We start from the raw sequence: 22,401 nt of genomic DNA, 5'->3' as shown, positions 1-22,401 counted from the left end.
GCAAGCCGTCCGCGTTTCCCAGGGGGCGGCGACCGGCGCGATCAGGTCGCGCCTTCGACGTCCTCGAGACTGAACGTTTCCGTGTGGTCGTTGTACGAGAAGATCTCGGCGTAGCGCCCCCAGTTGATGGCGGTATCGAGCGTTTCCTGTGCGAGGTCGTCCGACATCGAGTCCTCCAGCTCCTGTTCGAAGCGCACGCGCGGTGCGCGTTGGCCACGACGCTCCTGCAACACCGCGCGAATCTTCGCGGCAAGCGGCACATGGCGCAGCAGATGCTCGGCAAACAGCACCTTGCGTTCCTGTGTGCTCACGTCCACGAACCGCTTGCCGGCGGCGGTCAGCAGAATGTCGCCTTCCTTGAGTTCCGCGAAACCGAGCTGATCGAGAATTTCCGCCACGGGGAACAGATCGTCGACTTCGAGCAGCAGCGTCTGCGCGATTTCCGGCAGGTCGGCGCGACCGTTGTAAGGCGGCACGGCGAGCGCTTCGAGCAGACCGGCCATCAGGTTGGTCGAGACTTCGTGCAGCGGACTGGACAACTCCAGCGGCATCTTCTGCGTGGTGTGCGCGTTGCGACGCGCGGTCATCAGTGCGTAGATGTCGTCCACCATCTTGCGGAAGGCGGGGTCGAGACGGTTGCGACGGTGCGCGAACGGCACCTTGATCTCGGCTACCACGCGGCCCGGATTGGATGACAGCACCAGAATGCGGTCGCACATGAACACCGCTTCCTCGATGTTGTGCGTGACGATCAGGATCGACTTGATCGGCAACTGGCGCTGGCTCCAAAGATCGAGCAGATCGGTGCGCAGCGTTTCCGCCGTGAGCACGTCGAGAGCGGAAAAGGGCTCGTCCATGAGCAGCAGCGTGGGGTTGACCACGAGGGCCCGGGCAAAACCCACGCGCTGGCGCATGCCGCCCGACAGCTCGCGCGGATACGCGTTTTCGAAACCGTCCAGGCCGATCAGATCGATTGCCGCGAGCGCGCGCCGACGTCGCTCCTTGGGCTCGACGCCCAGCGCTTCGAGTCCGGCTTCCACGTTCTGCAGCACGGTCAGCCACGGGAACAGGGCAAAGGTCTGGAACACCATGGCCACCCCTTCGGGCGGGCCCTCCAGCGGCTGTCCCATGTAGCGGATATCGCCCGAGCTCGGCTGGATCAGGCCGGCGATGATGCGCAGCAGGGTCGACTTGCCCGAGCCGGAGCGGCCGAGCAGGCCGACGATTTCGCCTTCGTGCAGTTGCAGGTTCACGCCGTCGAGCACCTGGCGCTCGTCGCTGCCCTTGCGGAAACCGCGGCTGACGTTGGCGAGCGAGAAGATCTCTTTTCCGGCAATCGTATGGGTATCGTTCGGCATCACGGCCCCTTCAATTCAGACGAAGCTTGTTTTCGGCGATGGCGTACATGGGGCGCCACAGCAAGCGGTTGAACAGCACCACGAACAGCGCCATCACGGCGATGCCGAGCAGAATGCGCGGATAGTCGCCGTCAGCGGTGGTCTGCGCGATGTACGCGCCCAGGCCGTGCGCGGCGACCTTGTCGTCGCCCCACTGCACCCATTCCGAGACGATGGACGCGTTCCAGGCGCCGCCCGACGCCGTGATCGCACCGGTCACGTAGTACGGGAAGATGCCGGGCAGCATCACCTGGCGCCACCACTGCCAGCCGCGAATGCGGAAGTTGGTGGCGGCCTCCTTGAAGTCGTTCGGGAAGGCGGTTGCACCGGCGATCACGTTGAACAGGATGTACCACTGCGTGCCCAGCACGATGAGCGGCGAGAGCCAGATGTCCGGATTCGCGTGGAAGTGGACGATCGCCATCACGAAGATCGGGAACAGCAGGTTTGCCGGGAACGCGGCGAGGAACTGCGCCAGCGGCTGGATGCGCTCGGCCAGCTTGGGACGCAGCCCGATCAGCACGCCCAGCGGCACCCAGATCGCGGACGCGATCGCGATGAGCACGACAACGCGCACCAGCGTGATCAGGCCGAGGCCGAAAACCCGCAGCACCTCGGAGAAGCCGACTTCGGAGAGCACGAAGTCGCAGATCTTCCACGCGGCCCATACCCCCATCACCACCAGCAGCAGCGCCCACAGCCAGTCGATCGCGCGCGAGAGCCGGGTGTTCGATTCCGAGTGAATGGCCGCGGGCAGCGACAGTGGCATGCGCATACGGGCGATCGTGCGCAGCAGCTTGCCGAACGGGCGCAGCAGGAACTGAATCGCACGCGTGCGCTGGATCACGTTGAGCACCCACGATTCCGGCGCGGCTTGCGAGACCGTGTCTTCGAGACGGAATTTGTCCGCCCAGGCCACCATGGGGCGGAACAGGAACTGGTCGTAGATGACGATGACGACGATCATCGCCAGGATCACCCAGCCCACCGCATGCAGGTCGCGCTGCAGGATGGCCGTCGCGAGATACGCGCCGATGCCCGGCAGCGTGACCGTCTTGTCGCCCACCGTGATCGCTTCCGATGCCACCACGAAGAACCAGCCGCCCGACATGCTCATCATCATGTTCCAGATGAGGCCGGGCATCGAATAGGGCACGTCGAGCTTCCAGAATCGCTGCCAGGGCGACAGACGCAGATTTACCGCGACTTCGGACAGGTCGCGCGGCTGCGTTCGCATCGACTGATAGAACGAGAACGTCATGTTCCACGCCTGGCTCGTGAAGATCGCGAAGATGGCGGCGCATTCGGCGCCGAGCACGCGTCCCGGGAAAAGTGCGAGGAAGAAGGTGACCGTAAACGAGATATAACCCAGCACCGGCACCGACTGGAGGATGTCGAGCATCGGCACGAGCAGCTTCTCGGCGCGCCGGCTCTTGGCCGCGAGCGTTCCGTAGACCAGCGTGAAGAGCAGCGACGCGACCATGGCCGCGAGCATGCGCAACGTGGTGCGCAGGGCATACTCGGGCAGGTTGGACGGGTCCAGCGATATGACTTCGGACTGCAGGTCGGCCAGCGGCGCCCAGGTCTGGCGAATGCCCGACGAGCTCACCATCAGGAACCCGATGATGAGCGGGAAGGCGATGAAATCCCAGCGATTGGGCAGCAGGCGTCGCGCAGTGGCGGGGATGAACGGACGGGCTACGCGCGTCATCAGGACCTCGAGAGATTGAGGGGTCGGACGGTCAACAGGAGTTTGCGCCGCATTGCGGCACGGGCGGCCACGGGCACGTGCGCAGGGACGGCAGCGGATGCTACCAGATTGCCCCGCAAATTGATGTTAAAGCGCATGTCGCGGGCTGGCAAACCCGCTGCGTGGCGACTGACTGTGGTTTTTATGCTGCACTGCGTCAGGTCTCCCGTTTCGGTGGGTGATACATGGCGGGCGGCGGTTCGCCTGATCGCCCGCGCGCGATTTCCGGAAGTTAGGGGCGGGCGGTTTCGGGCAGGGAAAACGCTATTTTGAAGATGTGAACTTTATGGGCGCGGCGCAGACCAATTCCCGCGGCTTGATTCGTGCCGTGCGGTCGTGTAGTGTGCACCGCTCGATCGGGCCACGGCGCCTGCTGCCATGGGGCAAGATGCCCTCTGCGGCCGACGTGTGGCATGCCGGCCCGACCCCCTCCAATTCCCAGACAAGCAAGGATGCGCCGCATGACGACGCCATTGGACGCGCGTTGCGAGCGCGCACAACAACTGAGTGCCGCGGGCCGGCTCGACGAGGCGATCGCCGAGTTGCGGCAGGTACTGAAACAATCTCCCGAATTTGTCCCTGCCCTCGAGGGCGTGGCCTACGTCTCGCTGCGCATGAGCGCCTTCGAGGCGGCCGCCGACGCATTCGACCGTCTGCTTGCGCTCGTGCCGCAGCCGGGCGCGCAGGCCTGTTTCGACGCCGCGATGGCGAACCTGCAGGCGGGGCGTCAAATGCGAGCCGAAGCGTTGTTCGAAGCCACCGTGCAGCAGTCGCACGACGTCATCGGCACGATGCACACCGTGGGGCTCACGTGGGCGCAGGCGGGCGACAGCGCCCGCGCACTCGTCTGGTTCGAGCGCACGGCGGCCAAGGCCCCGGCGCTTTGGCAGGCGCATTTCAACCGGGGCCGCGCGCTTGCCGCGCTGGGGCGGTATGACGAAGAGATCGACGCCTACCGCCTTGCCAACGCCATTGCGCCGCAGCAACCCGATCCGCTGGTGAACCTCGGTGTGGCGTTGCGCGAGCGGCATGCGTTCGCCGACGCACTGCAATGCCTGCACGAAGCGGTGAAGCGCTCGCCCGATCACGTGGGCGCGCGCACCAATCGCGCGCAGACTCACCTCTTGCTGGGCGACTATGAACCGGGCTGGCATGACTACGAATGGCGCTGGCAGGAAGGCGTGCAGGAGCGGCGCTTTGCCGACCGGTTGTGGGACGGGCACGCGTCGATCGAAGGCAAGACCGTGTTCGTCTACAGCGAGCCCGGCTACGGCGACACCCTGCAGTTCGTCCGGTTCCTGCCGCGCCTGGTGAAGATGGGAGCCAACGTCGTGCTTTCGGTGCAGGCGCCGCTCGTCACGTTGCTCGGCGGCGTGGCGCGCGGGGTGACGGTGCTCGGCGATCACATGCCGGTGCCGTCGTTCGACTGGCAGGTGCCGCTGCTCAGCCTGCCTCATCTGCTCGGGATCGGGGGCGATGTGGCCGTGCATTCGCCCTACCTGCGCTCCAGTGCCGGGCGGGAGATGGTCTGGCGCTCCGCGCTCGGTGCCAAGCCCGAGGGCGCGCTGCGCATCGGCTTCGTGTGGCGTGCGCGTGCGCTTCCACCGCAACGGGATGTGCCGCTCGCGCACTGGGCGCCGGTGTTCGCGTCGGGCGCGCAGTGCTACGCGCTGCAAGTCGATGCCACGGAAGAAGAGCGTGCTGAACTCGCGCGGTATTCCAACGTGCATGACATCGGCGCCAAGCTCAGCGACTTTGCCGAGACGGCTGCCGTCATGGCCCAGATGGATCTCGTGATCTCGGTCGACACGGCGGCGCTGCATCTGGCCGGCGCCCTGGGCAAGCCGGTCTGGGGGCTGATCCAGCACACGCCCAACTGGCGCTGGCAGCTCGATCGCCGCGACAGCGACTGGTATCCGTCGGTCACCTTGTACCGTCAGCCCGAGCGCGGCGACTGGGGCGGCGCAATGGCGCAGGTTGCTCGTGACCTCGACGCGTGGATGCGGGGCGCGCCGATGGCGCAGGTCGCATGATCGCGTGGGGCCGATGACGACGGCGCTCCGGATCGTGCGGCGTCGGTCGTGCATGGCAGCGGTGGGGCCGCGTACGACGTCCGCCGTGACGTCCACGCCGGCCCGCCGGAATCAGCCGGAATCATCTGGAATCAGCCGGCGTCGGCCTGGTCTTCCTCGACGTCGCGCAGTCGCGTGTAGATGTTCCAGCTCGCGATGAACAGCGCGGCGATGAGCGGCCCGATCACGAAGCCGGTCAGGCCAAAGAGGGACATGCCACCGAGCGTGGAGATGAGCACGACCCAGTCGGGGAGTTTGGTGTCCTTGCCCACGAGGATCGGGCGCAGCACGTTGTCGACGAGGCTTACGATGGTGCCGCAGAACGCGAATAGCACCACGCCTTTCCAGATCGCCCCCGAGAGCAGCAGCCAGATGCCCACCGGCACCCACACCACCGCCGCGCCGACCGCTGGCAGCAGCGACAGGAACGCCATCACCACGGCGGCGAGCACGTAGCCTTCGATACCGAGCACCGCGAAGATGATGCCGCCGAGCATGCCCTGCGCGACTGCGACGGCGATGTTGCCCTTGACCGTGGCGCGCACGACCGTGGTGAATTGCCGGATCAACTGACCCTTGTGACGTTCGTCGAGCGGCAGCGCACGGCGTACCATCGACCCGAGCGCCACGCCGTCGCGCAGCAGGAAGAACAGCATGTAGAGCATCACGCCGAAGCTCACGAGCAACTGCGCCGTGTTCTGGCCGATGCTCACGAGATAGACGGCCACGAGACGGCCGATCTGTGCCGCGCCGTCGCCGAGTTTCTGCTGAATGGCGTTGACATCCTGCACGCCGGCGAGGTCCATGATGCGATGCACGCTCGCGGGCAGCCGGTCGAGCAATTGCTGAAAGGCGACGGTGAGTTGCGGCAGATCGGTGCGAAAGCGCACGAGCGCCGAGCTGATTTCCTGCGTGAGCATGCCTACCACCACCGTGAGCGGGAGAATCACGATGAGCAGGACCAGCGCGAGGGTGGTGAGCGCGGCCAGATTCGGGCGCCCGCGCATGCGGAGCAACACGCGGCGCTGCACTGGCTGGAACAGCAGCGCGAGGATCGTGCCCCAGAACACGGCGCCGAAGAGGGGGAACAGGATCCACCCGAACGCGACCGTCACCACGAACAGCATCAGGTGGAAGAATTTGCGCTGGTCGCTACGACTCGACATGAGGTTTCCTTGCAGATGGCGACGGCACGGAAGGTGCGTCAGAGGTTCTTATATCAGAATCGGACGTCTGTCCGATGGCCTCGATGATACGGAGCACGAGCGGATGTCCTTCGCCGCGTCGCGAGCGGATGGCGTGGATTTCCTCGTGGACGCCCTCGGGCCGCCCCAGCCAGCGCAGGCCGCGCAACATCGACACGTCGCCCGCGCCTGCTTCGCTTAGCGCGAAGACACCCATCCCGCGCGTGGCGAACACGGCCATGAGCGCGCTGTCTTCGAACTCGCCCACGACATTGGGCCGAATCCCCTGTGTCTCGAACCACAGATCGAGGCGTGCGCGCAGCGCGGAGTGCCCCGTGGGCAGGAGCACCGGCAACTCGGCGAGGCATTGCGGAAACGCGTCGCGCGAGGCGTTGCGCACGACCGATGCCGGGCCGTACCAGTCCACCGGCGATTCCGCGAGACGCTCGCTGGCCAGACGCAACGTCGGGTTATAGGGGGCGGGCTGGCTGGCGAGCACCAGATCGAGTTTGTGCAGCGCCAGCTCGGCGAGCAATTGCTCGTGCTCGCCCTCGTGGCAGACCAGTCTCAGGGCCGGGGTGTCGAGTACCGGGGCGAGGATCGCATGCGCGGCCAGTTTGGAGATGCCGTCGGCCAGTCCCACGGACAGACGCGCCACCCGGCCGCTCGCCGCCTCGCGGACTTCGTCGGGGATCGACTGGCCGAGACGAAAAATCTCTTCGGCACGTCGAAACGCCGCCTGCCCCGGTTCCGTCATCGTCACGCCCCGCCCGGCAGGCTTGAGCAACTGATGCCCCAGTGACTTCTCGAGCTCTCGCACCTGGGCGCTGATCGTCTGCACGGCCATGTCCAGGCGTTGCGCCGCTCGGGCGAAGCCGCCTTCCTTGACGACGACCCAAAAATAGTAAAGATGTCGGTAGTTCAACATGTTCCTGTATCTTCGGAAAAACCGAACTTCCATGAAGTATATAGATGGTTTTTGCGAAGCGTGAGTTCGACGATGATGCGGTTCTGAACCCGCAAGCTACGTTTGGTGCGGGTTGCGAGGGAAGGACGGGGGCGCGGCGTCGGGAGGTTTGAGGCGGGCGCTCCGACAACCATACGGAAACTCTGACGCACATATGGACTATTTACTTGCTTTGGCGGCTGACCCGGCGGTGTGGGCGGCCCTTGTCACGTTGGTGGTCATGGAGGTCGTGCTTGGCATCGACAACCTGATCTTCATTTCGATTCTGACCAACAAGCTGCCGTTGGCGATGCGGGCGCGTACGCAACGCATGGGAATTGCGCTGGCCCTGGTTATGCGTCTGGCGCTGCTTGGAACGGTGGCGTGGATCGCGAAGCTCACGACGCCGCTCTTCGAGTTGTTCGGTCACGGGTTTTCGTGGCGCGACCTGATTCTGGTCGCGGGTGGTCTTTTCCTGGTGTGGAAGGCGACCAAGGAGATGCATCATCATGTGGCGCACGGCGCGGGCGAGGACGATGAGGCGGGGCATGGCGACGGGGCGTCGGGGGCCGGTACGCTGGCGACGATCACCGCACGCGCGGCGGTCATGCAGATTCTGCTGCTCGATCTCGTGTTCTCGATCGACAGTATCGTCACGGCCGTGGGCATGACGGAACACATCCCGATCATGTTCATTGCGGTGATTGCCGCGGTGACCGCGATGCTTTTCATGGCGGGTCCGCTTTCGCGTTTCATTGCCGCGAATCCCACGGTCGTGATGTTGGCGCTGGGCTTCCTGCTGGTGATCGGTATGACGCTGATCGCGGAGGGCTTCGGGTCGCATGTGCCGAAGGGATACATCTACGCGGCGATGGCGTTCTCGGCATTCGTCGAGGGGCTGAACATGCTCACGCGTCGTGCGAAGGCGCGCCGCAATGCCCAGAAGGCGCGGGTGCTGCACTGAACGGCGCCGGCACGGCGCACATGCCGGCGCGTCTTTGAGACGCGCGCGGCGCGCGCTGGGAACTGAGCTGCCCCCAAGGGTTGGAGTCAACGCCAACCCTTGGGGGCTTTTTCATGGTGGTGGGGAGTTCGTTTTTTTCGAAGTTGAGTGAATGAAAATGCAGGTTTTTTCGTTGCGCTGCGCCCGATACATTGAAGGCGTTGTCTTTTCAGTGACGGAGCGAAACGATGAAGTGTCCTGTGTGCGGTACCCCGGATTTGTTGATGACGGAGCGTCAGGGCGTGGAGATCGACTACTGTCCGACGTGTCGTGGCGTGTGGCTCGATCGCGGCGAACTGGACAAGTTGATCGAGCGCACCGATGGCGGTCCGGCGATGACATCGCCGCAATCGGCGCGTCATCATGAGCGTTCGCAGCGGATGGAACGCGACACGCGAGAGCATCGCGACGATCGCCATTCGTACGACACGCATGACAGACATTATGGACACGACGATCGGCGACGGCATTACAGCCAGCCGCGCAAGAAGAAGTCGCTGTTAGAGATGTTCGATTTCGATTAATTGACGGCGTTGCGCAAATGCAAGGCGTCATGGTCGGCGCCTTGCGGGCGGCTATGAAGTGACGGGGGGGCCTGGCAATGTTCGGGGTGCGTGTTTCGCGCCCGTACGGACTGCGACCAATGTGGTCGGGGGCAGGGCGATATAACGCGCTCGCTGCTCAGACGCATCTCTATGCGACGTTGGCGTTCGGGGAATAAAAAAACGGCTTCCATCGCTGGAAGCCGTTTTCAAATTTGGTGGCGAATCAGGGACTCGAACCCCGGACCTGCGGATTATGATTCGGCGTGGAACGCGGTAAGTTGCTGAAAATTAAGAGAATTCGACCGTAAGCGACCGAAATCAAAAGTTGTTTGGCGTCATTAGTTTACCGTAATTTCGGGTGGTCTAAAAAAGCTGAGAGATGCACCGTGAATGCACTGGCGAAGCACTCCCAAGGTGCGCATTCAGTCGAGATTCCGTCCGTGGTCAGGAGGGGGCGGGAAGAAGCACACCCCATGTTATTGTTCAGACGGATGTGTTTCCGTCTGTGTCTGCCGCAGCTTATCTGGCTGCAAGGGGCAGAAGCGTTTATTTTCAATTTCCCTACAAACCTTCAAAGGAGAAACCAGGCGTGTTCTTCCCTATGAGGCACAAGCCTCTGTTTCATGAGGTGCAGCAGGAGATGCTAGCCATCGTCAAACGCCAAGCCTTTTGGCCCTATATCGGCTTGCGCGCGAGTGGTTTGATCGCCAAGGGCGGTATGCTTTTGGCGTTTTCCATGCTGCTTTGCTACATCATTCTTGGCCTCATCATGCAGCGGACCACGAACGTCGGGCCTGATGAAACGAGAAAGCTTGCCGAAGCCATCGTTCCTTACGTTTTGGGCTTCATGGGGGCTGGTATCGTCGCGGGGTTTTTTTACGACCACCTATGGGATCGGCTACAGCCTGTAGTTAGGGTCGCCGTGCGCGGCATTCAAGGCTAGAAGTCTTGTACGGTGGTGGTGGCCCCGTTTGCCACTTTAGATCGAGAACGTGTAGCCGCAGCCCATACATTCGCTGGTACTGCTGGCCCAAGTCGATGCTGATCTTGACAGATGAGGGATACGCGCTTCCGTCGCGTGCTGTTGGGGGGGCACTCGGCGGGACGGGCGGTCTGCGTGGGCGGTATGAGCTGTGGGCCGATCCCTCAAGTGTCAACCACATTGAAATGTCACAACTAGTCGCCTTCCTTGCGGGCGTGTAACCCATGGGCTACACTAGCCTATCAAGCTTACGGAGGGCTACGCGTGGTCACTATTCACCCGCAGAAGATCGAGGGCCATTTCCGGGCTGGCGTTGCGCTGGACCTCCACACCACCAGCAGCACTCCGACCGGCTACAACGAAGCCGGTCATCTGCAATTCGACACCGCGCGGCCTGAGATTGCGGAACTGCTGTATCAGTTGAAATACCACGGCAACCAGGAAGCGGCGAACGGGATCATTGAGGCGGCCGCCGCGTACCTGCAACAGCACCGGGCACATTTCGATTTGATGATTCCTGTACCGCCATCGTCGGCACGCGCCGTGCAACCGGTGCTCGTTCTGGCGAGCGGAATTGGAGCTGCGGTCGGTTTGCCGGTCGTCGAATGCATTGTCACGACCCGCGCGACAACGCAACTCAAAGGCGTCACTGATCCCGACGAACGCGTGAAATTGGTCGATGGCCTCTATGCCGTCGATCCGGCTCACACCGCAGGCAGAAACATCTTGCTATTTGACGATCTGTTTCGCTCTGGAACCACGATGAACGCCATTACTGACGTGCTGCTGAAACAAGGCGGCGCCAAAAGCGTGTGTGCTCTCACCATCACCAAAACTCGGAGGAACCGATGATGAACACGATTTTCATCGGCGGCTCGCGCCATGTGTCACGTCTACCGGCCGAAATTAAACACCGGCTCGATAACGTCATAAACAGCGGACACCAAGTCATTGTTGGCGATGCCAACGGTGCTGATAAGGCCGTGCAGAAGTACTTCAGCGATGCCGCTTACGACAAAGTGACGGTGTTTTGCTCTGGTGAGAGCTTTCGGAACAATCTTGGTCATTGGACAACGCGCAAGGTCGATGCACCGAAGAGTCTCAAAGGCTTTCAGTTCTACGCCGCCAAGGATCGCGAGATGGCGCGCGAGGCCGACTTTGGCCTGATGATCTGGGACGGTAAGAGCCCTGGCACCGTCCTTAACGTCCTGCGCCTAGTGCGTGCCGGCAAGATCGCGGTGCTTTTCAGCGTGCCAGAGAAGCGCGCGATCAACATCAAGACACAGACCGATTGGGATAGCTTCCTGGCCCATTGCAGCGACGAGCTGCGTCATGATCTGCACGAGCGGGCTACGCCCGACGAGTGGCAAGCGGGCCAGCAACAAAGCTTGCTCGACGTGAACCAGGAAACCGAACCCGAAGCCGCGCATCCGCAACTATCTGCGACGGGTTCGTCTGAGGAAGAGCTAGCCGACTCCCTTGACGCGGCACTCGCGGCGGCCGATCCGGTCGCAGTGGTTAATGCTCTTGGAGACTTGGCAAAAATGCGGGGCATGAGCAACGTCGCGAAGGATACCGGGCTGGCTCGCGAAAGCCTCTATCGCGCACTGAGTAGTGGCGGAAATCCTGAATTCGCGACGGTGCTCAAGGTCTTGTCATCCTTGGGGCTGCGCCTGAACGCAACGCATGCACGCTAGCGATTTGACAACGCGCGGGATCCAGCAGAGCCGTCGATAAACGGAGCGTTAGAACTCGTATTGTTTGCAGGACCACATTCCATCGGGGGGCTGTGTGAAACTCGCAGCGGTGATTCTTCAAAATTTCCGTGGGTATGCTCAAAGTACTCGAATAGAGATCGACGATCTGACGGCGTTCATTGGTAAGAACGACGCGGGCAAGTCAACGATCCTCGAAGCGCTCGAAATTTTCTTTAACGATGGCAAGCCAGAACGTGGTGATGCATGTGTGCATGGCACTGGCACGATGATCCGCGTCGGCTGCGCTTTCACCAGTCTCCCTGCCGAGATAGTTCTCGACACCGCGGCACGCACCTCTCTCGCGACTGAGCACTTGCTGAACGAAAAAGGCGAGCTGGAGATTTCTAAGGAGTGGGACTGTTCGGGAAAAACTCCGAAAGAGGCGGTCTTCGCGGTTGCTCTGCATCCGACCAATGCCGATGCGGCCGACTTGCTCATGCTCAAGAATACTGACCTGAAAGCCAGAGTCAAGAAGCTGGGCATAGATGAATCGACCGTAAATTTGACGGTGAATGGCAGCATGCGACAAGCGATCCGCGATGCCTGTCAACCACTAATCTTTGAGCGCCGGCTACTTCCGCTTGACAAGGAGGATGCCAAAAAGGTCTGGGAACAGCTCAAGCCGCAGCTGCCAATGTATGCGCTGTTTCGCTCGGATCGACCGAGCCAGGACGGCGATGAGGAGGTTCAAAGCCCGCTTAAGTTCGCGATCACACAAGCGCTCAAGGAGATGGCGGACGATCTGAAGAAGATCGAGGATGCGGTGAGGCTCCGAGCAGAGGATGTTGCGAAGCGGACGTTGGAAAAACTGAATGAGATGGACGGTCGCCTGGCGAGCGAGCTTAAGCCGTTTTTCAAGACCGATCCTAAATGGGATGTCTTCAAATTCGGTCTCGTGGGAGACAACGACATACCCATCAACAAGCGCGGGAGCGGAGTTCGCCGTCTCATTCTCCTGAACTTCTTTCGGGCTGAAGCGGAGAGGCGACGTACAGAAAAGGGAGCGTTGAGCGTCATCTATGCCATTGAGGAACCGGAGACGTCGCAACACCCCGACAACCAGCGGCTGCTTGTTCAGGCGCTCAAGGAACTTGCTGTTGACGAAAACACGCAAGTTCTGGTCACTTCGCATACGCCGGGCTTGGCGGGGCTTCTGCCCAGCGATAGCCTGCGGTGCGTGCGTAAACAGAACGATGGTACGGCGACCGTCGTTCATTGCACTGACGACGATTTGGCCACGATTGCGAACGAACTCGGCGTATTACCTGATCGGCGAGTCCAAGCGCTGGTCTTCGTTGAAGGGACCAACGATATCGAGTTCCTTGAGCGCATCAGCTCGATGCTGAAACCAGGCATGGCTGATGTCGTCGATTTCGCCGGCGACAACCGCGTGGCGCTCGTCCCTCTCGGCGGGGGCTCGCTCAAACAATGGGTTGCCAAGCACTATCTGCGAAACCTGAACCTCCCGGAAGTTCATATCTATGATCGTGACGAAGCCGTGCCGCCGAAATATCAGGCGGAATGCGATACCGTCAACGCACGCACTGATGGATCTTGGGCGGTCGTAACGACGAAGCGGGAGCTTGAGAACTATTTGCATGCCGACGCTATCGCGGAAGGCATGAACGGTATCGTGGTCACGTATACCGATACCTGTGACGTTCCGTTAATCGTGGCGAAGTCCGTTCACGAATCGTCCGGTAGCACGAAGCCGTGGGCAGATGTGTTGGCTGACGCCAAGGAGCTGTCGGACAAGATCAATCGGGCAAAGAAGCGTCTCAACCGCGACGCTGCCGCGAAAATGACTGCGGCGAGGCTTGCAGAGGTCGACGCGGCTGGCGAGGTATCGGGTTGGCTCAAAAAGATTCACGCGATGCTCGTCTAGTAGCGGGCGGAAACGGTTGATGGGGCGAGCGCTTGTACCGGCGGTGCCGTTCAAAGCCCGATCCCTAAAGTGTCAATCAACTTGCCTCAATCGCCGAGATTCCATGAGCCGCCTCGATATTGGTAGGTGCCGTTGAGGATCCCGGCCAGCCACGTCGACACCGTGGCCATCTTAAGACCGCCGAACAGCACGAGTTGCGAATCTTCCGTATCGAGCATTGCTACCGGTAACTCCGGCAGCATGCCGGTACCGATTCCCCCCTGTGGGAACTCGTTGCCGAAGTCGCGCTTTAGCAGCAGGCGTGACGTTGCCTTGCCCAAGGTCCGAAAGTTCTCTTTGCGAACCAGCCAATAACATTCGACGGCCGAAGCGGAGTACCGTTCCTGGCGGCGAATGAAATCGCGCAGGTGTTGGTACGAGCGTTGCAGTTCAATCACGATGGTACGCCCAGGGACGGAGAACAGAACATCGGCCTCCCACTTGTCGCCGCTCGATGATCTTCCAAGCGCTTCTTCGCTGCCCACAATGCCCAATACTATCCAAGGCTGCCAGGACCGCCGCTTTGCCGGCCTTATGCCATTTGGTCTCGGGGGCAGTGATGCATTCGTCAGATAGATGAGCGAAGAAGGGCATGCCGTTGATGCTCGTTTTTAGTACCGCCGGTGCCTTGCAGCATGGCATCACAAAATCGCCTAGCGGCGCGGTCTGCTTCAACCGATCCCACTCGGCGCTGGCGATTGCGGCCGCGTCCACCGGACGACCATCACGTGTCCAGGCTGATTGAGTCATGGCAGTCTCTTTCGAGAAAACGCGCTTCGCGCGTCGGCGCAGTCAGTCATCTTTGCCCTGGCCAGCGCGCCGCCAAGCCTCTAGGAATTCCAAGACTTCTGGATGCTCGCCGTTGCTAGCAACAGCTTCAACTCGCAAACGGAACGCGTCTAGGTCGAGCAATCGAGCCATGCCTTTCCTATGGACTCTTGTCACGCGTTGGGCGACAACGTCGCCCATTCCTCCGAAGCCCATCGATTGGGTCCAGCCATATGAAGTGAACGCCTTTGCAAGTTGTCGAACGCCATCATCACTGGCGAAAACTCCAGATGTCCATGCTCGAACTTCCGCGCCATCGTCAGTAGCCAAGTCTGCCCACCAATTCAAAAGGTAGGATAGATCCCGGTGTGCGAGCAGCGTGCCATCCGCTGCTGCCGCTTCGATTCGCGAGCGCAGGAGGGCGCGGAGATGCTCGGCGTCGGCTTCCGTGGTCAGGCAGTTCTCCGGCGGCTCGCGCTCTTGGCCTTCGCGTGGGTGGTAGTCAGTCCAAGCGGAACGTGAGAAGTCGGCAAGCCACCCAAGGGAAGCCGCGTCGCAGGCGTGCCGAAAGATAGCTGAGCGTTCGTCGAGCGTATAGCGCTCCTTCGTGAGCGCTCGCAGCAGCCAGTGCAGGCGCAATTCGTTGCTATCCATGCTGAAAGCTCTCGCGGAATCGGCTTCGACGTTGATCTCGTCAGCGATTGAGAATAGCGCGGTCAGAAGTGCCTCGACTTTGTCGCGATCTACACGTTCGGAGTGAGTTATCAGCTCGCCGAGCCATACAGCGGCCTTGGTGCCGCCAGATCGTCGAGTCACCATTGAGGCGTGGCGCAATGTGGCCTTGACAAATTCGACGTCGTCGGCGCGCGCTACAAACTCATCAAGTTCGGTGCTCGTGAGCACCTCGTCGCCGATCGAGAAGCGGAAGTAGGTGTCGAAATGAGCAGGTGAACACACGCGGCGTTTCATTGCCCATTGCTTGGCGAACCCTTCGTCGTAGCCCATATTTGCCCAAGCGGACTCCAAGACTGGGAACAGCCTCATCAGAAGTCGTCGCATCCGATCATGCTCTGGGGGTGGCGCAGCGCCGAATAATAGCTCGTTGAAGTACCGTGCTGCCTCCCCCCGCTCACGCCCTTTGTCGCGACCATTGCCGCTCAATTGTTCCTTGTTTTGGCGGATGGCTCGATATATCGCGGGATGCAGAAGCCGAAGCATCTCCAGCGCGAGGAAATCGGCGCGGTCCACTTCACTGGATACAGCGGGCCATGACACGCTCAGTGAATTTGCGAAGCGTGCGACATCCCGCGGAGTCCGCATTGCTGGCGAGATTCCTTCGTAGAAGATGTTCATGAAGCGCACCATGTCCGCCTCCGCGGGCGCGCCGCAGATGGACCCGATTAGCGACAGCAAATGTTGCTGAACTTCGAACGCTGCCGGATCGGGTATTTCGAATGCGGCCTGAATGATCTTTTCGAGGTAGTGCGGGCCCTCCGAAGGGTAGCGGTCGCTGACGATCCTCTCGGCCAGCAGGCGGTCATAAACCAGCAAGTACATGACATTTGGCAAACGGCCGACCGACTTGACCAATCGGAAGATCAGTAAGGCCTCGTCAGGCGAGAGCCGATCGATGTCGTCGATGACGATGAGAAAGCGCTTCTTCTGTTCTCGCAAAGCCTTCGACAGCTCAGCGTGAAGTGCTTCGACGGTTTCATCTTCCTCGATCAGGCCTGCGAGCCACTCCATACCCTTTTCGGCGATCCCTCCTGCGATCACTGCACCGGCGGCCTCCGCGATCTTGCCGACAAGTGCGCCGGCCCTAAGCAGGCGTGCCCCAAGTTTTGGCAGCTTTTTCTTGACCTTGTCGCCGAGGCTTGGCCCCAGGCCAGCGTACAGCTCTCGGAAAAAAGCGAGTGCAAGGGCATCTTCGCCCCTAAACCACCAACAGGCAAAGTCGATGATGACAAGCTCGTCAGACCTGACTGCTTCGGCTAGGTGGTGCTTGCAGAGATTAACCGCGCTGCTTTTTCCGGAGCCCCAGGGGCCGTTGAGACCGATCACCGCCCCTTGGGGTGATTTCATCTTGCGAATGCTTGCGGCAAGGGCGCGTGCAAAAGCGTCAACGCCGAAGCGATCCTCGTTTGGGTTTTCGATCGGTTGGTCGTTATAAGACAGTTGCTCGGTCATAGCTCCATCTCAGCGCTCAGTTCGAGTAACTCGGCATGTTAGCAGTGCATGCCATTGCCAATTCTCGCATGCGAGAACAGCGTGACGATTGTTCCGTCGTCGAGAACATCCACGTACTCGATCTTCCCGTCAGGGTGCTCGCGCACAATCACGTCGAGCCCGGGCAGTTCGTAGTAAATAGCACGTCCTGCAGCGAGGTGCTCGCGCGCCGCCGAATCATCCTCCAAGTCCTGCTCAATACGCCGAATGATCTCGGCGTCAATATCGTCGTCTGGCTCTCCCTTCATTTCATCATCTCCTTATCTGCTCTTTCGCTAGGGGAGAACACCAAGCGAGGGCGGGCCCCTGGCAAGGTGAAGTCAACAAAGAGTCAACGTCTAGTTAATATCTGGTCAACTTTCCGCTAACAAGTGGAATGTATCCCCTTTGTAATACATTTTTTGGAAATATGGGCTGAGCGTATGCTTGTTTTTGTTTAATAAAATCAATGAATTGGGGTAATTTCTCGACGGCAGGAGAATACGTTCTTTATGTTCCACTACGAGGTGCGGGGATGTTAATGCCTCCGGCGGATCCGGGGGGAGAGGCAACGACTCGGGTATCGTTGTGTATATGTGGATAACTTGCCGAAGATGCTTCCGTATTCATTAGAAATATCAATAATCTTGTTAGGGTGTCACGGAGACACTGATCGACCTCGAAATGGTGTCAGCGTGGCACCGGTGTGGACAAGTCAGGTGTCCCCTGAAACCGTGTCCGGTGGAGCTGTGAATATCTATTGTGTGAGCTTCTCGTAGAGAGACAGCAATGCGTCTTTGGCACCTGGTGGTAAGCCCTCAATATCCGCCAAATTAAGCATAAGAGTTGGCCCCTGCACTTGAGTTACGTTGACCTGAAGCCTCTCGATATGTACAACGGGAGAACTTGCGAGGTCGCCGGATCGCGTTGCTGTTTTCACGTGATCAATGGTGGTATGCAATGACCCCGGCAAATAGTTCCAGCTTGCAACGGCGGATTGTTGGCCGGATCGATCGCGAATGAGCACTTTCTCACGAAGTACGTATTTGTTGCTTCTGCCTGCAAGCGTTCTCTCGATATAGCCTTCTTTCTCTAAGGTTTCGAGTGCTCTGATGACTTGACTACGGCTAACGCCAGACATCGTCGATATCAAGTCGATGGAGGGCGACGCGAACCCCGTTCGGAAGTTGGCGTGCGCCTTAATTACGAGGTAGACAACAACGGCGTGCGGCCCCATTTTGGCCGCGTCGCCCGACGAGAACATTGATCGAAACACATGGAACCATGTCGTCTCCGCCCGAAGTTCATCTGCGTCTTGCTGCGACATCATGCAACCGTTTTGAACAGTGAAAATTCTTCGTCAATGAGGGCAGCTATCGCCTCGGTTCGAAAGTAGACCCGTCTGCCGATGCAAACCTTTGTGGCATTGATCTTGGTTGCCCAATCCGAGGATGATCTCGACAGGCTAATTCGGAGTCCCTCAGGGCTTCGATCCAGGATTGCTGCCAACTGACTCAAAGTCAGCAGGACAGAGTACTTCTCCGTGAGCGTTGAACTTGTCGTGGCCATCAAGGACTCCTTTTCTAACGGTTAACTACGTTCCTGATCGGTAGTTTTCGCTGTGGAGCGCCTAAGTTGTCGGTAAAATAAATTCGTTCGATATTTGTTACCGGCACAAATGAGCGTGAGCCAAATTAGGTCAGAGGGAACGCACGAGACGCGCGTTCGACGAGGGAGACCTCGCGGCGCAGTGAAAACCTTTGATGCTCGAGTACGGGACCGCGTTAAGACGATGGCGACGCTGCGAGCGCTATATTTGCGCGTGACGGTCGTCGATAACGTCAATCAATTCTCCCGCTGGTTTGATCAGCGAATGCGTGCGCTTCACCCCGGCCGAGCGTGGGAGTCTGAGAGTCGAAACAAATGGCGGAAGAACTTCAGTGGGGATGTCTCGATGGCGGGGGAGTCACGATCATTTCTCCAGGAGCTGTTCCCGGACGAACGTTTTTACGTCGCGCCGGCCCGTTCGGACGCCCGTAGGGGTGTCGAGTACGCGGACAGGGGGATGCGGCAGGGAGAGTGCGACGAAGTTTCGCTGATGTACTCGCCTGCAGATTGCCTATACCGATTTGGGCCCGGTCGGCTTTGGTCTGCCCTTTGGGATGGCGAAAGCGCGTCCAATCCGCTTTGGCAGCTTTATCCCGCCACAGGGGCTTATGCCGAGAGTTGGGGGGATGCTGGGAAGATCGACGCGTTGCTCGAGGTGCTGGGCCAAAAGTTGACCGATGCGGAGCGTTTTGATCCCAATGCAGTGCAGCTCGCGGATCTCGGGCGCGCTGTAGTGATCTACCGCCAAATGCTGCGCGATGAGTTGCCGGATGTCTCATTGGCTTTTGAAAGCTACGTCGCTGTCCATCGGGCGCTGTTGGCGTGTCGGTGTAGCCTGCGGCTGCTGAACGTTTATGACGACGTCAGAAACTTCATCACTCACATGGAACGCGAGCGCATCGCATCGAATCTGCGCTATGTGGACTCGCTACGTTACTGGTATCACCAATCGGAGTTTTTTTGCATCGATGCACACATCGACAATCCGATCAACTGCGAATTGATGTGTCTGTGATGGCGGGCGGAGAGATTGCCCTCGCGCCCCCACAATCGTCGCGACATCGTTAAGCCGAAAGAGTGTCCAGTCGCTTCACGAGATCTTCCGCTCGCAAGTGCGTGTACCGACGAAGCATTTGCATCGATTTGTGGCCGCTAATCGCCGCGGCTTCCTGATCGCTCAGCCCCATTTCGATAAGACGGCTGACGGCCTCGTGGCGAAGGTCATGAAATCGCAAATCTGACAGGCCGACTCCCTTTTTTATGATGTTCCATGCCTTGGTGAACTGGTAGGGGCGACGTTTTCCATCCTTGCCGGGCTCGCCAAAAAATAGCAGATCGGTATCGATGGGGCGGATAGGGCACGCGAGGGCCTGAGCGAAGACAATCGTCGCCTGCTTGTTTAGGGGGACTGTTCTCGCTGTGTCGTTCTTTGTATCCAGCAATCGGACCACCCGTCGCACCAAATCAACCTGCGACCGTCGGATCCCCAGGATTTCCGATTGGCGCATGCCTGTCTCAATGGCAATGCGCACAATCTGGCCCATCATCGGATTTGAGTGCTTGTCGATGGTTGCGAGCAGCCGTGTTTGCTCGTCGTGATTAATGCGACGGTCGCGACCTTCGCCCGGGCTCGGTTTTCGGACATTGGCGACAGGGTTGTAGGTGAGCCCGATGTGCCATTCCTTTATCGCGACCGTGAAGAGGTGACCTAGAAGGGCCAGGTCAAGCCTAACTGTATTGTTCGCCTTGCCTTCCGCCAGTCGCTGGTCGCGGAATTTTCCGATCAGGTCGGGAGTTACCGCGGCAAGTGAATATTTGCCGAAGGCGGAGAGCAGTGTGGCGACTCTGGCCTGTTCGCGGCGTTGTGTGGAGGCCTTTTTCGTGGGAACGATTTCTTTGACATACCGTTCCAGTGCCGACGCAATGGTAGTGCGCTCGGATGGTGCGCGTTGAATAAACACGCCTCGGACCATTTCGTCTTCGGTCCGGCGAGCCCAATCCTCTGCGTCGCGCTTCGTTCGGAATGTCTTGGCTGTTGTGGGCCAACCCACTCGACGAATCGTTGCTTTCCAGGTTCCTGAGGGCGTTTTTGTGAGTGCTGCCATGGTGCTCCTTTCTTGAGGTCTGCACCGCGTATTGCACCGAATTTGCACCGTGAGGAGCCGGTAAAAGAAAAGGGCTCGCAGCGAAGCCGCAGAGCCCTTAGTGAAAAAGCCCTGTAAATCAGAGATTTACAGGGCTTTCGCATTTGGTGGCGAATCAGGGACTCGAACCCCGGACCTGCGGATTATGATTCCGTCGCTCTAACCGACTGAGCTAATTCGCCGTAGAAGAAAGATTATAGGTAGGCCCCCATAGGCTGTCAACATCTTTTTTGTGAAACGTTAAAGATCGTTCGGTAGCCTTTTGCACGGCTTGCTCGTCCGTCGCGGCAGGGGCTGCCCGGACGCATCCCGATCGCCCGCGCAATCTCCATGGCACAAATGAAAACGCCGGGACCCGAAGGCCCCGGCGCTCACCGATCGGTCGATCGGGGACACCTGTCAGTCGTTGGCGTAGATATCGACGTCCTTGGTTTCCTTGATGAACAGCGTGCCGATCACGAAGGTCACGAGCGCGATCACGATCGGGTACCAGAGGCCGGAGTAGATGTCCCCCTTGGCGGCCACGATGGCGAAGGCGGTTGCCGGCAGGAAGCCGCCAAACCAGCCATTCCCGATGTGATACGGCAGCGACATGGACGTGTAGCGAATGCGCGTCGGGAACAGCTCCACCAGCATTGCCGCAATCGGACCGTACACCATCGTCACGAAGATCACCAGAATCGCCAGCAGGACCACGATCATCGGCTTGTTCATCTGTGCCGGGTCAGCCTTCGGCGGATAGCCGTCGGCCTTGAGCGTGGCCGCCATGTTCGCCTCGAAAGCCTTGACCTGATCCTTGGCGTCCGCAGCCTTGCCATCCACCGACGAGATGACCTTGTCGCCGATCTTCACCGTCGCCATGGTGCCCGCCGGGGCGGTCTCGTTGTGATAGTTCAGGCCCGCACGCGAAAGGAAGCTCTTCGCAATGTCGCACGAACTCGTGAACTTCGACGTACCCACCGGGTTGAACTGGAACGAGCACTCGTTCGGATCCGCGATCACCGTGATCGGCGAGCGCGCCGTCGCCGCTTCGAGGGCCGGGTTCGCGTAATGCGTCAGTGCCTTGAAGATCGGGAAGTACAGCAGTGCCGCGAGCAGGCAGCCGGCCATGATGATCGGCTTGCGACCGATCTTGTCCGACAGCGCCCCGAAGAACACGAAGAACGGGCTGCCGATCAACAGGCCCAGTGCCACCATGATGTTCGCGGTGTTGCCGTCCACCTTGAGCACCTGTGTCATGAAGAACAGCGCGTAGAACTGGCCCGTGTACCAGACCACGGCCTGACCCGCCGTCAGACCGACCAGCGCCAGAATCACGATCTTCAGGTTCTTCCACTCGCCAAACGACTCCTTGAGCGGCGCCTTCGACGCCTTGCCCTCAGCCTTCATGCGCTGGAATGCCGGCGACTCGCTCAGTTGCAGACGAATCCACAGCGAGATCAACAAGAGCACGATCGACAGCACGAACGGCACGCGCCAGCCCCAATCGGCAAACGCATCCTCGCCCATGATCATGCGGGTGCCCAGAATCACGAGCAGCGACAGGAAGAGACCCAGCGTGGCCGTCGTCTGAATCCACGACGTGTAGAAGCCGCGACGGCCGTGCGGTGCGTGCTCCGCAACGTATGTGGCGGCACCACCATACTCGCCGCCGAGCGCCAGGCCCTGCAGCAAGCGCATGGCGATGAAGATCACCGGAGCGGCGATGCCCCATGACGCATAGCCCGGCAGCAGACCGACCACCAGCGTCGACAGACCCATCAGCGTGATGGTCACGAGGAACGTGTACTTACGCCCCACCAGATCGCCGATCCGGCCGAACACGATCGCGCCGAACGGACGCACCGCGAAGCCTGCCGCAAACGACAGCAGCGTGAAGATGAACGCCGCCGTGGGGTTGATGCCGGAGAAGAATTGCTTGCTGATGAAGGCGGCCAACGAACCGGCCAGGTAAAAGTCGTACCACTCGAACACCGTGCCCAGCGACGACGCAAAGATGACCTTCCGTTCTTCTGCGGTCATCGGCGCGTGGGAGGTGGCTGTCGTTGCAGTAGCCATGCGGTTGTCTCCTGTAATGTAAGCACGCCCCTGGGACGCACCCGGGCCGTTGCAACTG

At 60.1% G+C, this 22,401-nt stretch carries 18 protein-coding genes and 1 tRNA gene; 8 read left to right on the top strand and 11 right to left on the bottom strand.

Going from position 1 to position 22,401, the window contains the following annotated elements:
* Positions 1-41: 41 nt before the first annotated feature.
* Both PMO31116_RS09115 and PMO31116_RS09110 read right to left on the bottom strand, forming a co-directional pair.
* A complete protein-coding gene (locus PMO31116_RS09115) occupies positions 42-1,358 on the bottom strand; it encodes an ABC transporter ATP-binding protein (protein WP_145864537.1) in 1,317 nt (438 codons plus the stop codon).
* A gap of 10 nt (positions 1,359-1,368) precedes the next feature.
* The gene (locus tag PMO31116_RS09110; protein ID WP_023594255.1) at positions 1,369-3,108 is read right to left on the bottom strand and encodes an ABC transporter permease; all 1,740 of its coding nucleotides are present in this window, start codon (positions 3,106-3,108) and stop codon (positions 1,369-1,371) included.
* 500 nt (positions 3,109-3,608) lie between these two features.
* Between PMO31116_RS09110 and PMO31116_RS09105 the strand changes: the two genes are divergently transcribed.
* Positions 3,609-5,180: a tetratricopeptide repeat protein gene (locus tag PMO31116_RS09105; RefSeq protein WP_174971016.1), complete on the top strand. Its 1,572-nt coding sequence runs from the start codon at positions 3,609-3,611 to the stop codon at positions 5,178-5,180.
* A 131-nt stretch (positions 5,181-5,311) separates the two neighbouring features.
* Here PMO31116_RS09105 and PMO31116_RS09100 read toward each other — a convergent pair whose 3' ends face one another.
* Together PMO31116_RS09100 and PMO31116_RS09095 are read right to left on the bottom strand one after the other, a co-directional pair.
* On the bottom strand, positions 5,312-6,385 hold the full coding sequence (locus tag PMO31116_RS09100) for an AI-2E family transporter (protein ID WP_150566430.1): 1,074 nt from the start codon (positions 6,383-6,385) through the stop codon (positions 5,312-5,314).
* Positions 6,372-7,331: a LysR substrate-binding domain-containing protein gene (locus PMO31116_RS09095; protein WP_150566429.1), complete on the bottom strand. Its 960-nt coding sequence runs from the start codon at positions 7,329-7,331 to the stop codon at positions 6,372-6,374. Before PMO31116_RS09095 ends, PMO31116_RS09100 begins: the two co-directional genes overlap by 14 nt.
* Positions 7,332-7,524: 193 nt before the next feature.
* Between PMO31116_RS09095 and PMO31116_RS09090 the strand changes: the two genes are divergently transcribed.
* The 6 genes from PMO31116_RS09090 to PMO31116_RS09065 all read left to right on the top strand — a co-directional run bounded on the left by PMO31116_RS09090 (position 7,525) and on the right by PMO31116_RS09065 (position 13,521).
* Positions 7,525-8,313, top strand: a complete 789-nt coding sequence (locus PMO31116_RS09090) for a TerC family protein (RefSeq protein ID WP_150566428.1) — start codon at positions 7,525-7,527, stop codon at positions 8,311-8,313.
* Positions 8,314-8,540: 227 nt separating this feature from the next.
* The gene (locus PMO31116_RS09085; protein ID WP_150566427.1) at positions 8,541-8,876 is read left to right on the top strand and encodes a TFIIB-type zinc ribbon-containing protein; all 336 of its coding nucleotides are present in this window, start codon (positions 8,541-8,543) and stop codon (positions 8,874-8,876) included.
* 610 nt (positions 8,877-9,486) lie between these two features.
* Complete coding sequence (locus PMO31116_RS09080) at positions 9,487-9,840, top strand: hypothetical protein (protein WP_174971013.1); 354 nt, start codon at positions 9,487-9,489, stop codon at positions 9,838-9,840.
* Between the two features lie 303 nt (positions 9,841-10,143).
* The gene (locus tag PMO31116_RS09075) at positions 10,144-10,731 is read left to right on the top strand and encodes a ComF family protein (protein ID WP_150566425.1); all 588 of its coding nucleotides are present in this window, start codon (positions 10,144-10,146) and stop codon (positions 10,729-10,731) included.
* Positions 10,728-11,576: an addiction module antidote protein gene (locus tag PMO31116_RS24335; RefSeq protein WP_343038606.1), complete on the top strand. Its 849-nt coding sequence runs from the start codon at positions 10,728-10,730 to the stop codon at positions 11,574-11,576. Before PMO31116_RS09075 ends, PMO31116_RS24335 begins: the two co-directional genes overlap by 4 nt.
* A 94-nt stretch (positions 11,577-11,670) precedes the next feature.
* Positions 11,671-13,521, top strand: coding sequence for an ATP-binding protein (locus tag PMO31116_RS09065; protein WP_150566424.1), 1,851 nt, complete (start codon positions 11,671-11,673; stop codon positions 13,519-13,521).
* Positions 13,522-13,607: 86 nt separating this feature from the next.
* Here PMO31116_RS09065 and PMO31116_RS24040 read toward each other — a convergent pair whose 3' ends face one another.
* The 4 genes from PMO31116_RS24040 to PMO31116_RS09045 form a co-directional block, all read right to left on the bottom strand.
* Positions 13,608-13,958: a hypothetical protein gene (locus tag PMO31116_RS24040; protein WP_246185218.1), complete on the bottom strand. Its 351-nt coding sequence runs from the start codon at positions 13,956-13,958 to the stop codon at positions 13,608-13,610.
* Positions 13,959-14,352: 394 nt separating this feature from the next.
* Positions 14,353-16,515, bottom strand: a complete 2,163-nt coding sequence (locus PMO31116_RS09055; RefSeq protein ID WP_150566423.1) for a KAP family P-loop NTPase fold protein — start codon at positions 16,513-16,515, stop codon at positions 14,353-14,355.
* Between the two features lie 38 nt (positions 16,516-16,553).
* Positions 16,554-16,802 carry a hypothetical protein gene (locus PMO31116_RS09050; protein ID WP_150566422.1) on the bottom strand — a complete coding sequence of 83 codons (249 nt, stop codon included), beginning with the start codon at positions 16,800-16,802 and terminating at the stop codon, positions 16,554-16,556.
* 488 nt (positions 16,803-17,290) lie between these two features.
* A complete protein-coding gene (locus tag PMO31116_RS09045; RefSeq protein ID WP_150566421.1) occupies positions 17,291-17,863 on the bottom strand; it encodes a helix-turn-helix domain-containing protein in 573 nt (190 codons plus the stop codon).
* A 420-nt stretch (positions 17,864-18,283) separates the two neighbouring features.
* On the opposite strand from PMO31116_RS09045, the gene PMO31116_RS09035 reads away from it, so the two are divergent.
* Positions 18,284-19,156: a hypothetical protein gene (locus PMO31116_RS09035; protein WP_150566419.1), complete on the top strand. Its 873-nt coding sequence runs from the start codon at positions 18,284-18,286 to the stop codon at positions 19,154-19,156.
* A gap of 49 nt (positions 19,157-19,205) precedes the next feature.
* Here the strand turns inward: PMO31116_RS09035 and PMO31116_RS09030 are convergent, their stop codons facing one another.
* From PMO31116_RS09030 to PMO31116_RS09020, 3 genes are all read right to left on the bottom strand, one after another.
* Entirely contained in the window at positions 19,206-20,246 is a 1,041-nt protein-coding gene (locus tag PMO31116_RS09030; protein ID WP_150566418.1) for a tyrosine-type recombinase/integrase, read from the bottom strand.
* Positions 20,247-20,390: 144 nt separating this feature from the next.
* Positions 20,391-20,467, bottom strand: a tRNA-Met gene (locus PMO31116_RS09025).
* Positions 20,468-20,684: 217 nt separating this feature from the next.
* Positions 20,685-22,343 (bottom strand): MFS transporter, encoded by a 1,659-nt coding sequence (locus tag PMO31116_RS09020; protein ID WP_150566417.1) that lies wholly within the window; start codon positions 22,341-22,343, stop codon positions 20,685-20,687.
* Between the last annotated feature and the right edge of the window lie 58 nt (positions 22,344-22,401).

Origin of the sequence: Pandoraea morbifera (genome assembly GCF_902459575.1) — a bacterium.
GTDB classification, from domain to species: domain Bacteria; phylum Pseudomonadota; class Gammaproteobacteria; order Burkholderiales; family Burkholderiaceae; genus Pandoraea; species Pandoraea morbifera.
The sequence above is the reverse complement of the archived record's forward strand: the minus strand, read 5'-3'. Positions and strand labels throughout refer to the sequence as shown.

What these genes read in the sequence shown, in the direction of transcription:
- PMO31116_RS09115 (WP_145864537.1), bottom strand. Translation starts at nt 1,358, where the DNA reads ATGCCGAACGATACCCATACGATTGCCGGAAAAGAGATCTTCTCGCTC.
- PMO31116_RS09110 (WP_023594255.1), bottom strand. Translation starts at nt 3,108, where the DNA reads ATGACGCGCGTAGCCCGTCCGTTCATCCCCGCCACTGCGCGACGCCTG.
- PMO31116_RS09105 (WP_174971016.1), top strand. Translation starts at nt 3,609, where the DNA reads ATGACGACGCCATTGGACGCGCGTTGCGAGCGCGCACAACAACTGAGT.
- PMO31116_RS09100 (WP_150566430.1), bottom strand. Translation starts at nt 6,385, where the DNA reads ATGTCGAGTCGTAGCGACCAGCGCAAATTCTTCCACCTGATGCTGTTC.
- PMO31116_RS09095 (WP_150566429.1), bottom strand. Translation starts at nt 7,331, where the DNA reads ATGTTGAACTACCGACATCTTTACTATTTTTGGGTCGTCGTCAAGGAA.
- PMO31116_RS09090 (WP_150566428.1), top strand. Translation starts at nt 7,525, where the DNA reads ATGGACTATTTACTTGCTTTGGCGGCTGACCCGGCGGTGTGGGCGGCC.
- PMO31116_RS09085 (WP_150566427.1), top strand. Translation starts at nt 8,541, where the DNA reads ATGAAGTGTCCTGTGTGCGGTACCCCGGATTTGTTGATGACGGAGCGT.
- PMO31116_RS24335 (WP_343038606.1), top strand. Translation starts at nt 10,728, where the DNA reads ATGATGAACACGATTTTCATCGGCGGCTCGCGCCATGTGTCACGTCTA.
- PMO31116_RS09055 (WP_150566423.1), bottom strand. Translation starts at nt 16,515, where the DNA reads ATGACCGAGCAACTGTCTTATAACGACCAACCGATCGAAAACCCAAAC.
- PMO31116_RS09050 (WP_150566422.1), bottom strand. Translation starts at nt 16,802, where the DNA reads ATGAAGGGAGAGCCAGACGACGATATTGACGCCGAGATCATTCGGCGT.
- PMO31116_RS09045 (WP_150566421.1), bottom strand. Translation starts at nt 17,863, where the DNA reads ATGATGTCGCAGCAAGACGCAGATGAACTTCGGGCGGAGACGACATGG.
- PMO31116_RS09030 (WP_150566418.1), bottom strand. Translation starts at nt 20,246, where the DNA reads ATGGCAGCACTCACAAAAACGCCCTCAGGAACCTGGAAAGCAACGATT.
- PMO31116_RS09020 (WP_150566417.1), bottom strand. Translation starts at nt 22,343, where the DNA reads ATGGCTACTGCAACGACAGCCACCTCCCACGCGCCGATGACCGCAGAA.